General features: G+C 35.9%; 12 protein-coding genes. 9 read left to right on the top strand and 3 right to left on the bottom strand.

Annotated elements, in window-relative coordinates; all coding sequences use genetic code 11:
• Positions 1-64: 64 nt before the first annotated feature.
• Both AC2A07_RS15290 and AC2A07_RS15285 read right to left on the bottom strand, forming a co-directional pair.
• The gene (locus tag AC2A07_RS15290; protein WP_484051104.1) at positions 65-928 is read right to left on the bottom strand and encodes a DUF58 domain-containing protein; all 864 of its coding nucleotides are present in this window, start codon (positions 926-928) and stop codon (positions 65-67) included.
• Positions 929-1,446: 518 nt separating this feature from the next.
• A complete protein-coding gene (locus AC2A07_RS15285; RefSeq protein ID WP_484051103.1) occupies positions 1,447-2,451 on the bottom strand; it encodes an AAA family ATPase in 1,005 nt (334 codons plus the stop codon).
• A gap of 250 nt (positions 2,452-2,701) precedes the next feature.
• On the opposite strand from AC2A07_RS15285, the gene AC2A07_RS15280 reads away from it, so the two are divergent.
• The 7 genes from AC2A07_RS15280 (at position 2,702) to AC2A07_RS15250 (ending at position 10,222) form a co-directional block, all read left to right on the top strand.
• On the top strand, positions 2,702-3,172 hold the full coding sequence (locus AC2A07_RS15280) for a DinB family protein (protein ID WP_314497833.1): 471 nt from the start codon (positions 2,702-2,704) through the stop codon (positions 3,170-3,172).
• 61 nt (positions 3,173-3,233) lie between these two features.
• Complete coding sequence (gene rlmB, locus AC2A07_RS15275) at positions 3,234-4,034, top strand: 23S rRNA (guanosine(2251)-2'-O)-methyltransferase RlmB (protein WP_314497830.1); 801 nt, start codon at positions 3,234-3,236, stop codon at positions 4,032-4,034.
• A 99-nt stretch (positions 4,035-4,133) separates the two neighbouring features.
• Positions 4,134-5,180 (top strand): DUF6263 family protein, encoded by a 1,047-nt coding sequence (locus tag AC2A07_RS15270; RefSeq protein WP_314497827.1) that lies wholly within the window; start codon positions 4,134-4,136, stop codon positions 5,178-5,180.
• An 88-nt stretch (positions 5,181-5,268) separates the two neighbouring features.
• Complete coding sequence (locus AC2A07_RS15265) at positions 5,269-5,499, top strand: hypothetical protein (protein ID WP_314497824.1); 231 nt, start codon at positions 5,269-5,271, stop codon at positions 5,497-5,499.
• 183 nt (positions 5,500-5,682) lie between these two features.
• The gene (locus AC2A07_RS15260) at positions 5,683-8,217 is read left to right on the top strand and encodes a YfhO family protein (protein WP_484051102.1); all 2,535 of its coding nucleotides are present in this window, start codon (positions 5,683-5,685) and stop codon (positions 8,215-8,217) included.
• A 69-nt stretch (positions 8,218-8,286) separates the two neighbouring features.
• Positions 8,287-8,652 (top strand): GxxExxY protein, encoded by a 366-nt coding sequence (locus tag AC2A07_RS15255; RefSeq protein ID WP_484051101.1) that lies wholly within the window; start codon positions 8,287-8,289, stop codon positions 8,650-8,652.
• 268 nt (positions 8,653-8,920) lie between these two features.
• Entirely contained in the window at positions 8,921-10,222 is a 1,302-nt protein-coding gene (locus AC2A07_RS15250; protein ID WP_484051100.1) for a glycosyltransferase family protein, read from the top strand.
• A 34-nt stretch (positions 10,223-10,256) separates the two neighbouring features.
• Here the strand turns inward: AC2A07_RS15250 and AC2A07_RS15245 are convergent, their stop codons facing one another.
• Positions 10,257-10,892 (bottom strand): hypothetical protein, encoded by a 636-nt coding sequence (locus AC2A07_RS15245; protein ID WP_484051099.1) that lies wholly within the window; start codon positions 10,890-10,892, stop codon positions 10,257-10,259.
• Between the two features lie 267 nt (positions 10,893-11,159).
• On the opposite strand from AC2A07_RS15245, the gene AC2A07_RS15240 reads away from it, so the two are divergent.
• Together AC2A07_RS15240 and AC2A07_RS15235 are read left to right on the top strand one after the other, a co-directional pair.
• Positions 11,160-12,122 carry a YpdA family putative bacillithiol disulfide reductase gene (locus tag AC2A07_RS15240; protein WP_484051098.1) on the top strand — a complete coding sequence of 321 codons (963 nt, stop codon included), beginning with the start codon at positions 11,160-11,162 and terminating at the stop codon, positions 12,120-12,122.
• 59 nt (positions 12,123-12,181) lie between these two features.
• A complete protein-coding gene (locus AC2A07_RS15235; RefSeq protein ID WP_484051097.1) occupies positions 12,182-13,177 on the top strand; it encodes a S41 family peptidase in 996 nt (331 codons plus the stop codon).
• The last annotated feature ends 4 nt before the right edge of the window (positions 13,178-13,181 follow it).

The following is a 13,181-nucleotide window of genomic DNA, read 5'->3' as shown; positions in this document are numbered from 1 at the left end:
TTTTGGCTATAAGCCTATTTTTGTTCCTTCATCGTAGTCGTAACGGATATCTCTAACAGTTACTTTATTTCCTCTGAAAATAATGATACAGCAGCTTTGAATAATCATCTCCTGTATTGATATTCATAAAACTTGCCGAACTGTTGGAAAAATCTTCTTCCAGCGCTTTTACTTTCTGTTTCTGAGCTTCAGCAAAGGTATATCTCCATCTGGCATTAGAGGTGTTCACCCAAACCTGCTCTCCGGTTTCTGCATCATGGAAAAGTGTGTAGCCCACATCAGGAATTTCATTATCTTTTTCGTCAAAAATTCTCATCCCTAAGAGCTGATGTTTCTTTGATGCCACCCGAAGCATTTTTGAATCGTATCCATCTTCAAAATCTGAAAGCAGGAATACCAGTGATTTTCTTTTAAAAATCCCCATCATATACTCTAATGCTTTATCAATTTTAGACACGGCAGGTATGTAATCTGCTGTAAGAACAGTACTGATTATCGACAGGATATGCTTTCTCCCTTTCTGTGGAGGAACCACTTTATACACTTTATCTGCAAACAAAATCAATCCCACTTTATCGTTATTTCCCGCTGCGGAAAAACCCAAACTGGCTGCAATCTCAGCAACATATTCTCTTTTAAGCAGCGTTTTGGTTCCGTAATCCATAGAAGCGGAAATATCAACAAGTATCATCATTGTAAGTTCACGCTCCTCTTCCATCACTTTGACAAAAGGCTCGCGGAAACGCGCGGTCTTATTCCAGTCTATTCTACGGATCTCATCTCCAAACTGGTAAGGACGGACTTCAGAAAACGTCATCCCCTGTCCTTTAAAAGCACTGTGATACTGCCCCATCAAAGAAGCTTCCGTTTTCTTTCGGGTACGGATTTCTATCTGCTTTACTTTTTTTACAATGTCTTTTATCTGCATAATTCAAATGTAGCAATGATAATAATCTAACAGTGGAACAATGGACTTTACTATTTTAATGTAACAATTTAACAATGTGATGCAATGTAGCAATCTGATTCAATGTAGCAATTTAACAATCTGATCTAATGTAACAATTTGGCAATCTGATTCAATGTAGCAATTTAATCTAATAGTGGAACAATGGACTCTAGTGTAACAGTTTACAATCTGTTTTAATGGAACTATATATTTTAATGTAAAAACTTTGGTAATGTAAAACGATCCTGCATCAGGTGAAAATTTAAAATAGCTGCTTAATAAGCTACACCGGAATAATCATAAATACACTTTTAAAATATAAACATTATATCCGATAACATTGATTAAATTATCACATCAATCAGTTTTTTCACACTGCTCCATTGATCAAACCACACCATTATTACATTGATACATTATATAGATTATCACATTAGTACATTAAATAGATTACCCATTGTTACATTATATAAATTATTACATTGTTACATTATACATTACGGCGCCTGTATTTTAGCCAGAATCCTATGGACGATTTCTTCAGAAGTAATTTCTTCTGCCTCTGCTTCAAAGGTCAGTCCGATTCTGTGTCTCAGCACATCTTTTGCCAGTTCTTTTACATCTTCGGGGATTACAAAAGCTCTTCCTTTCAGAAATGCATAGGCTCGCGATGCAATGGCCAAATTGATAGAAGCTCTCGGTGATGCACCGAAACTGATATAATTTTTAAGTTCCGACAAACCGTACCTTTCCGGAAAACGGGTTGCAAAAACCATATCCAGGATGTATTTTTCAATCTTTTCATCCAGATAAATCTGGTTAACGATCGATTTTGCCTCCACAATATTCTGTAAAGAAATTACAGGTTTTACGTCATACTGATGTGAAGTGGAAACCATTCTCATTACTTTTCTTTCATCCTCAAATTCAGGATAATCAATCGTACATTTCAACATGAAACGGTCACTCTGTGCTTCAGGTAAAAGATAAGTTCCTTCCTGATCAATGGGGTTCTGCGTTGCCAATACCAAAAAAGGTTTGGGAAGATGCATTGTCTCGTCTCCGATGGTCACCTGTTTTTCCTGCATCACTTCCAGAAGGGCAGACTGCACTTTTGCCGGAGCACGGTTAATCTCATCAGCGAGTACAAAATTAGCAAACACAGGACCTCTTTTTATAGAAAAATCGTTTTCTTTAATATTATAAATCATGGTCCCGACAACATCTGCAGGAAGAAGATCCGGAGTAAACTGTATTCTGGAAAAATCGCCATGTACCGCTTCTGCAAGTGTTTTGATCGCCAAAGTTTTTGCAAGCCCCGGAACTCCTTCCAGCAAAACGTGACCGTTACCCAATAATCCGACTAACAAACGATCGATCATATATTCCTGTCCGATAATTACTTTATTGATTTCCTGCCTCAAAAGTGAGAAAAAATAATTCTGTTCTCTTACTCTCTCCGTCAGCTGACGAATATCTTCTGCTTGATATGAATCTGACATAGTTTAAATTAAAATAAGTGGTAAATTTCTGATAAATACTTGCATTAATCAACATAACAAATGCCATTTTTGAGTTAAAATTTGTTAAATATTCCTGTACTGATGAGAGATTCGAAATCGTTTTTATCATAAGTTACATTTCCTTTAATCGCAAAATCATAAAAAATACATAAATTTTACTTTAAACCCGTCCTCAAAAATTGTCATTTTCAGTTTATTAAACTATTTTTGGTGATTAAATTTTTGAAATATGAATTATCATTTTCAAGCTCACAGACAGATTAGAAAAAACCTTTTGGATATCCTTCAGGAAACTTCTCACGAAGACCTGCTGTTAATTCCTGATGGTTTTAATAACAATATGTATTGGAATATTGCCCACACAGTTGCTACACAGCAGCTGCTTCATTATTATCTGAGCGGAAATCCGTTCAGAATAGATAAATACTGGATCGAGACCTATAAAAAAGGAACCATGCCCAATCTTAATGTGCAGAAGTCTGAGGTAGAAGATCTGGAATTTCTATTAACTGAAACTTCAAAAATCCTGATGAAGGATTATGACAGTGATTTCTTTTCAGATTATACGCCTTATACTACAAGTTTCGGGATGGACCTGAAGAGTATTCAGGATGCCATTATTTTTAATAATATGCATGAATGCCTGCATTACGGTTATGCAATGGCACAAAAAAGAGCAATTTTAGGAGAAAAGGGCTAAAAGAACCAAACAAAAAATTGAATAACAGGGTTTATTCATTTAAAAGATAAAAATAAAAATTTTGGAAGATTTTCAACATAAGAACTCAAAACCTGAATTCAGAAATTCAGAACCTAATAAAAAAGACGATTTTATATTTGGACTTCGTCCTGTACTGGAAGCTATTGAGGCAGGGAAAACAATCGATAAAATCTTTGTGCAGAATGCTTTGCAGGGAGAAATTTATGCTGAACTGAAAGCAGTTTTAGCAAAATATAAAATACGGCCAAACTACGTTCCGGTAGAGAAACTTAACCGCTTCACCAGAAAAAACCATCAGGGTGTGGTGGCATTTATTTCGGATGTTCCCTTCCACAAAATAGAAAATATCATTCCTGAATTATTTGAAGAAGGAAAAGTACCTTTTATCCTGATTTTAGACAGACTGACGGATGTCAGAAACTTCGGAGCTATCTGCAGAACCGCAGAATGTGTGGGAATCCACGCTGTTGTAATTCCTGAGAAAGGAGGAGCACCAATCAATTCTGATGCAATCAAAACTTCGGCGGGAGCGATGTACAATATCAAAATCTGTAAAGAAAACAACCTGGCTCACGTTGTAGATTATCTCCAGCAAAGTGGAGTTTCCGTTTTTTCCGCAACTGAAAAAGCACAGAAACTGATTTATGATGTTAACTTCACTGAACCCTGCGCTATCGTGATGGGTAATGAAGAAACAGGGATTTCTAAAGAAGTGCTTCATCATTCTGACGAAAAAATAAAACTTCCTATCGAAGGGAAAACACAGTCCCTTAATGTCTCTGTGGCCTGTGGAGCCATCCTGTATGAAGCGATGAGACAAAAACTGATAAAAATTAATTAGTAAAACATTAAAGAAATTGTTGAAATCATGTTTAGTCTGTTTTATCTTAAACACTATACAGTCAGCGATCAGACTTTTTACAAAAACAGAAAATTACATATGAAAAATATAGCAGCATTAGCATTAATCTCTTTAGCCATTATTTCTTGTAAAAAAGAAACAGCCACCATTACAAAAGTAGATCCTAAAACCGGAAAAACAATAACAGTGGAGGTGCCAGCAGATTCTGTGGCTGAAGTAAAAGAAAATCCTGCCATTAAAGATTCTTTAGGCGTTTTCACACAGACTTTCAAGCTGGAAAAGGGGAAAACCTATCCTCTGACAACCTATCAGAGAGATGTAAAGACCATGACGGATCCTCAGGGCAAAACACTTAACGGAACCAGTGAATCTACTGATGAGATGAGCTTTACCGTCAATGATGTAAAAAATGGGGTGTATGATATCACGATCAATCTTATAGGTAAAAGAAATTCCCAGAGTGCTGACGGAAAAACAGTTGTCGTTGACACAAAACAGCCTATCCCGAAGGATGACAACCTTAAAATGATCTGGAATGTCAACCGCGCGCTTACCGGAAACAAACTGAATATGAAAATGGACAGCAAAGGAAATGTACTTTCGATTACAGGTTTTGATGCTATTTATACAAAAATTGCTGCTGCAATAGGAACTCTTGTAAAAGATGCAAATCAGAAGGCGAGCATCGTTGCCAGTCTGAAACAGAGTTTTAACGAAAAAGTTCTGAAAGATCAGTTTTCAAAAAATCTGACGATCATTCCTAAAAAAGGAGTGAAGATCGGTGAAAAATGGTCAACCAGTGAGAGCGCAGATGAAGGAGGAAAAATCAAAGTAACTTCAAATTATGTTTTAAAAAGCGTTGGAAACGGAATTGCCGAAATTTCTGTAACCGGAGGAATTCCTAAAAAAGAGGAGAAAAAAGCGCAGGGTGAAATGAAGCACAGCATGAGCAGTGAACTGGCGCAAAACGGTACCATTAAATTTGATCAGAATACCGGTTGGATCAATAACCAGAATATTACTGTAAAAACCACTCAGGTAGAAACCATTTCAGACGGCAAACAGTCACAGTCGATGAAGAGTGTATCAAATTCATCTGTGATGGTAAACCCTGCAGCGAAATAGAATTAAGGATGGAAAGGCTCAGCGTTCTAAAAATAACTTAAGGCGTTGAATCTTTAATTTTAAACATCGAATATTAAATTATTTTATTATGAAATTCCTTTTTGAGTTAATACTTGGAACTATTATTATTTTCTTTGTCTGGAATATTTTAAAAAGAATCTTCTTTAAATCTTTTTATAAATACACCGGATTTAAACCTAATCATAATCCACAGCAGGATATTAAAGACTCAAACACGAATATTGAAAAAAAGGTTAAATGGGACGCAGAAACTGTGGACTATGAGGAAGTGAAAGATAAAAACAGTACGAATCATTAAAGCATAACTTTTACCGCAAAGGAAATATTGAAGACAGGAATTGCGAAATTTCATAAAATAAAAACTGTACTGTTAAAGTTCTGTTTGCTTTTAAAAATCTAAAATAAGCGAGGCTTTTTTTCTTTTCCGTTAAAAAAACAATTAAAAAAACTTCTCAACTTAAACATCTATTTACTCACCAAAATGGCGAAAAATAAAAACCTGATTTATATTGCGATTTCCATCATCGCATTCTTAGTTTTAGCATTTTTATATTCAACTCCTGTTTTTACAGGAAAGCAACTTTTCCAGCATGATATCGTTCAGTATCGTGGAGGAGCGAAAGAGCTCATCGACTACAGAGACACTTACGATAAAGAAACGTACTGGAGTGATTCTATGTTTGGAGGAATGCCGACATATCAGATGGGAAGCCGTTTTGAAGGTGATATTATTAAAAAATTAGACAGTTATCTGAATATCCTTCCAAGACCTGTCAATTATCTGTTTCTTTTGTTTTCAGGATTTTTTCTTTTAGGGATGGTTGCTGTAAGAAACTGGAAGTATGCACTTTTGGGAGCTACATTTTTCGGGCTCTCTACTTATTTCTACATTATTATTGCAGCCGGACATAATGGGAAGGTCAATACTATTGAATATTTTGCGCCTCTTTTGGCAGGGATTTTATTGGTTTACATCCGGAAAAAATATGTTCTAGGATTTATTGTCACTACCCTGTTTTTCGGCTTACAGGTCGCTGCAAACCACCCACAGATGACCTATTATCTGTTTTTGGGATTAGGGTTTTTATTTTTATCCGAACTGATCCGAGCCATCCGGAAAAAAACACCGATGAAACACTTCCTGATCTCATCAGGAATTATTGCAGGGGCATTAGCCATTGGTGTCGGGATGAACTCTCAGCGAATTATGGCCAATTCTGAATATATCAAAGAAACCGTACGAGGAAAACAGATTTTAAATACAGAAAACCATACTGCAGGAAATTCAGGAATGGATAAAGAAAGTATCCTCATGTGGAGCTACGGTCAGCTGGAAACCCTGAACCTGTTTATCCCCAGATTAATGGGAGGCGGAAGCCAGGAACCCGAAGGAAAGGAAATGATGGAAAAGGTGCAGCAGCTGGTACAGGATAATGTTACTTCACAGGCTGAATACGACAGAATTTCAAAAGGTTTTGGAAGCATTACATATTGGGGAGACCAGCCGGGAACTTCAGGACCTGCATATCAGGGAGCAATCGTATGTTTTCTTGCCTTGCTGGGCTTCTTTTTTGCATGGAAAAAATACCGTTACTGGATTTTGGGAGCAACTATTCTGACGATACTTTTAGCATGGGGCAGTAATTTTATGCCGCTTTCAGACTTTTTTATCGATTACGTTCCTTTCTACAGCAAATTCAGAGCTCCGTCTTCTATCCTGGTTGTCGTGGAATTACTTTTCCCGCTGATAGCCATCATTGGACTGTACAGATTCTACACTGATTCGACTTTAGAAGAAGATTATAAAAAGAAAATACTGACCTATGTGAGCAGTGGAGTCCTGGGATTAACTTTAATTCTCATCCTTTTTGGAAAGTCTTTATTAGGCTTCCATACAGATAATGAGAAAACCTATTTACCGCCGTTTCTTTTGGATTATTTAACGGATGAACGGTTTAAAATGTTCAGAACAGATGCGATTAAAGCATTACTGTATGTAGGAATTACGGCAGCTGTTTTATTTTTCAGCCTGAAACAGAAGCTGAATCAGAATGTTGCCCTGATGATTATCGGTGCTGTCAGTTTATTTGATTTATGGACAGTTAACAAACGGTATCTGAATGACGAAAATTATGTAGATAAAATATTTGCTGAAAATCCTTTCCAGACAGAAGGCTCAGATTACCTTGCTGAAAAAGTGGGAGACAATCCTAATTTACAGTCTATCTTAGCGAGCATTCCGGTCAACAAAACACTGGAAACGATTACTGAAAAAGACAAAAAGCATTACAGAATCTATAATCAGGTGTTAGGGGTAACCGGTGAAACAAATACATCCTATTTTAAATCTTCTATCGGGGGTTACCATGCTGTAAAACTGAGACGTTATGATGATGTTCTGAATGAATACATTTCTAACGCCGACAGTATCAAAACGCCTAAAATCCTGAATTTGCTGAATACTAAATATATGGTCTTCGGAAATCCTCAGGAGCCACAGGTCGTACCTAATCCCAATGCGAACGGAAATGCATGGTTTGTAGGTGATTTAAAATTTGTAACAACTCCGGATGAAGAAATAAAATCGATTGGCGTTATTGATTCCAAGAAAACTGCGGTTATCAATACTTCTGATAAAGCATATTTTAACGGAAAAACCGTACAGTCAGATTCAACTGCCTCCATTAACTTAACAAAATATGAGGCCAACGAACTTGAGTTTAAATCTCAATCAAAAACTCCTCAATTAGCAGTATTCTCAGAGATTTATTATCCTCACGGATGGAAAATGTTTGTTGATGAAAAAGAAGTACCTTACATCAAGGCAGACTATTTACTGCGTGCAGTACATGTTCCTGCCGGCGACCACAGCATCAGTATGGTTTTCGAGCCGGAAGTCATTGCTACCGGCAAATGGATTTCTTTACTGTGTTTCGGACTGTTTATTGTTTTGAGTGCGTTGGGAATTTATTTCATTTACCGTAAAAGAGACAAGATACAGACTTTAAATATATAACAGTGTAAAGCTGACAAATCTTTTGCATGATTACTCAGAAATATATTACAGATCTTACCTACCGTGTTAATGGAGCCTGTATTTAGGTTCATAAAATATTGGGTACTTGGATTAGCAGAAATTGTTTATCATAAAGCATTAGAAAAAGAGTTTAAGTTAAGGAATATTGAATATAAATCCGAGTTCAAAATTCCTGTAATTTATAAAGACGAATATTTGAATTGCGATTTTAAATGTGATTTTTTGATTGAAAACTTAATTGTTCTGGAAATAAAATCTGTTGCAACAATCTTAGATATTCATAAAAGTCAGGTAATTAATTATATGAATTTATTAAAAGTTTCAAAAGGAATATTGGTAAACTTTAATGTGAAAAATTTGTATCACTTCGGACAGGAAACTTTTATTAATAAATATTTTGACAAATATGATTGATACGAGCGCTTTTTACCGCAAAAGATACAAAAGACAATAAATCTTAAAGAAATTCAAAAGTCTGCAAAATGTAAATCTCCAGCAACTATATTAAAATAACTACATGCATTTTGCAATCTTTTGAAAAGCTAAAAACGATGAGAATCTTTTGTCTCTTTTGCGGTTAGAAAAATGGAGCATTTATGAAGTTTGTAATAACCATTTTGCTGCCCTTTAAACCGATAAAATCCAAATAAATCTTTATCCCCTTTTGCGGTTAAAAATAACAATGAGCACAAAAAAAATCCTTATTATCACCTATTACTGGCCTCCTGCAGGTGGGCCCGGCGTTCAGCGATGGCTGAAGTTTGCAAAATACCTGCCTGAATTTGGCTGGAAACCGATTATATACACTCCGGAAAATCCAAGCTATCCTTTATTGGATGAAAGCCTGATAAAAGAGGTTCCTGAAAACCTGGAAATTATTAAAACGAAGATCCTGGAACCTTATCAGCTGGCAGAAAAGCTTAATAAAAGCAATAAAAAATTTAAGGCCGGGCAGTTCGATGTAGGAGAAAATCAAAGCTGGAAATCAAAACTGTCGATTTGGGTACGTGGTAATTTTTTTATTCCCGATGCAAGAGTTTTTTGGGTAAAACCCTCAGTAAAATTTTTAGAACAGTATCTGAAGGTTAACCACATTGATGTGGTAGTAACTTCAGGACCTCCACATTCTTTACATTTGATTGGTTTACAACTTAAAAGTAAATTCCCGGATATCAGATGGATTGCCGACTTCCGTGACCCATGGACTGAGATTTCCTACTATAAACATTTAAAACTAACCCGTAAATCTGATAAAAAGCACCGTCAGCTGGAAAGTGATGTTTTTAAAAATGCAGATGTTACATTGGCGACAAGCTATACAGATGCTGAAAATTTCAGGAAAAACGGAGCCAACGCAGTGTGCATTACCAATGGTTTTGATGAATCAGATTCTTCTCAGAAGGTGAAATTATCAAACGGTCAGATTTTCACAAAAGATAAATTTACGCTAAGCTATATCGGAGTTTTAGAGCAATTGAGAAATCCTGAAAATCTTTGGAAAGCATTGGATGATTTAGTTCAGACAAATGCTGATTTTGCTGAAAATTTCATTTTAAAATTTGTTGGAAGAATTGATGATAAAATCCTGCATTCCCTTGAAAGCTCAAATTTAAAAAACCATATTGAAAATCTTGGATATCTGTCACACGACAAAGCCATCGATGAAATGCAAAATTCTTCTGTATTGCTGATTACCAATTTCCCGAATGAATCCTCTAAAGGTATTATCCCCGGAAAAATATTTGAATATCTGGCAACAGGAAAGCAAATCATTTCATTTGGACCAGAAGAAGCTGATGTCTCAAAAATTTTAGATGACACTCAGGCTGGCAGACATTTCAGTTACCGGGATTCTGAAGCAGTTAAAATTTTTATTCTGGAAAAATTCGGTTTGTGGAAAAATGGAACTGATCAGAAAAGCATTCAGAATATAGAACAGTTTTCGAGAAAAAATCTCACGAAGCAGTTGTCTGAAATTTTATAAATCATTTTTTACCACATTACGAGCAGACATACTATTATATTGTCCATAAATCATTAACTACGGCAATGACATAATATTTTCCTTCATACTTTTCAAATACAAAACGAAGTGCATTCCAGTCCATTTCACTTTTTTCTTCGGTACCTTTTATAAAGTTTTCCGTGAAGTCAGTATTGGGATATATTTCTTTTAAATTGTTCAGTGTATTCCCCCTACCCTGAAATTTATTGAATGCGTATTGAGATTTTGTAAAGTCTTTTACAAAAACCCATTTTTTCATATACTGATCAATTGTAGCTTTATACAAATCTCCCGATCCGTCGCGTGCTCCCCATGTAAAAACAGTGCCGGTAGGATAATACTTGATGAAATCTGATTTTGAAAAGTGCTTATCTTCTTTGATGCTGATGTAGGCATACATCGAAAAACGTACTCCTTTTTCAGGATGAATATAATTAGCAAACAGATCATAATATCCGACTTTAAGTGCCTGCAGAAGTTCGTCATTTGTTTTTTTCAAAACAACTTCTGTTGATAAAGCATCATGCCCGGCATCGCTTCTCTGGTTTGATCTTTTGAGATTATCAGTAGAAACTGCAGGATTGCTGTCCTGCTTCTTATTACATGACAGTAGAGAAAAAAGTAAAAGTGCTGCAATCGTCTTTTTCATATCAAATTTTCAGAAAAAGTCCAAAACCAATGCCACAGTTGATCCGGCAGGCAAGTGTATTCTTGGTTGTGAGAACATCGTCGTTTGGGTCTGGATCACAGATAAAAATTTTCCGGACTTATAAAAATGATCACTCAAAACTAAGATCAGTATCTCAATACTTCGTTAATACATCTACGTGTCTGTATACCTATCTTCGACAAAACACATTACTGCTCCTACTCATATTAAAAACTTTAGATGAGTCTATTTTTGTAAATTTGCAAAATGGAAATTTTAGATATTCTGATTATAGGAGCCGGCCCCATCGGTTTAAACTGTGCTCTTGAAGCAGAGAAAAATAACCTCAGCTATGTAATTGTAGAAAAAGGAACAATCGTCAATTCTCTGTACCATTATCCTCTGTACATGAAGTTTTTTTCCACTGCAGAAAAGCTTGAGATTGCTGAAATTCCTTTTATTTCTACAGCTCCTAAACCGGGAAGACAGGAAGCTCTGGAATATTACCAGGGTATTGCAAGACAGAAAAATCTGAATATTCATTTGTATGAAAAGGTTGTAGATATCAATAAAAAAGACAGTCATTTTGAAATTGAAAGTTCAAAGTCAAAATATCTGGCTAAAAGTGTCATTATCTCTACCGGATTCTATGATATTCCGAATCTAATGAATATTCCAGGCGAAGGTTTAGAAAAGGTAAAACATTATTATACTGAACCTTACCCCTATGCAAAACAAAAAATCGTTGTGGTAGGCTCCAGCAATTCATCTGTTGATGCGGCTCTTGAAACGTACAGAAAAGGAGCTGAAGTGACCATGATCATCCGTCATTCTGAAATTTCGAAAAATGTGAAGTATTGGGTAAAACCTGATATTGAAAACAGGATTTCAGAAGGAAGCATCAACGCTTATTTTAATTCTGAAATTACCGGGATTACAGAAAACGCTGTTATCTTTAAAGACGAAAAGGGTGAAGTCAGAGAAATAGAAAATGATTTTGTTCTCGCTATGACCGGCTATCTTCCCGATTTTGATTTCCTTAGAAACTCAGGAATTGACCTGCAGGGAGAATGCCTGAATCCCGTTTATCATCCGGAAACGATGGAAAGCAATATTCCCGGTCTCTATCTCGCAGGGGTAGTCTGTGGCGGAAAAGATACCCATCTCTGGTTTATTGAAAATTCGAGGATTCATGCTGAAATGATTATCCGAAATATTCTTTCAAAATAATTATTTCATAATTAATATCATCATAAAATATAGTTATTTTTGAATATTCAATACTTCACATGAAAAAACTCATTATGATCTCTGCAGCGATCACATTATTCGGTTCAATCCATATTTCGGCACAGTCAGACAGCATCAGGATCTATGTTACCGAAGCACTGAATAAGATGAAAAGCAAATCAGTCAATAAATCAAAACTGAACTGGGAAGAGATATTTGATAAAACTTTTAAGGAGACCTCAAAAGCCAAAACGGTAAAAGAGACCTATCCTGGTATAAAAAAAGCTTTACAGTCTTTGAATGATTCTCATTCAAATTTTTATCCTGAAGAAGTGGTACGGGTTTATACCTTAGGATATAAAGCAACTGGTCAGGAGTTTCCTGTCATTAAAAGTGAACTCATGGAAAACAGCTATGCTTACATCAGTTTACCTGACATTGGATCTTTTAATAAAGATGACTGGAACCAATATATCAATACTTTTTATTCTAAAGTTCATGAATTGCAGAAACATAATCCAAAAGGCTGGATTATTGATCTCAGAGGGAATTTCGGAGGCATGCTTTATCCGATGTATGCTGCTGTTGCTCCTTTTATAGACCGTAAAAATGCAGTGGGGACAAAAGATGCTGAGGGCGCAGTCGAATATTATAATTATAAAAAAGGGAAGTTTTATGAGGGTTCTACAGCAACCCAGGTATTTCAGGTTACCCAGCAACAGCCTAAACAGATAAAAGCACCCATCGCACTGTTGGTCAATAAAGTCACCGGAAGTTCTGCTGAATTTATAACCGCTGCATTTGTGGGTCAGAAAAATGTAAAAATAATCGGCACCAATACTCAGGGTTTAACATCAGGAAACCAGGAATATAAACTGTCAGACGGATCATTCCTCGTGCTGACCATTGGGAATATCGTCGACAGAACAGGAAAGGAATACTCTACCATCGGTAAAGGAATTGATCCTGATATCAGAATTGAAAAATCATCAGACGAAACGAAAACCAATGAAACTTATCTGAAAAAAGCATTTAATTATATCAACGGTCAATAAGCTG

The sequence above is a fragment of the Chryseobacterium sp. HNCC26DJ238 genome (assembly GCF_057180465.1).
The sequence above is the reverse complement of the archived record's forward strand: the minus strand, read 5'-3'. Positions and strand labels throughout refer to the sequence as shown.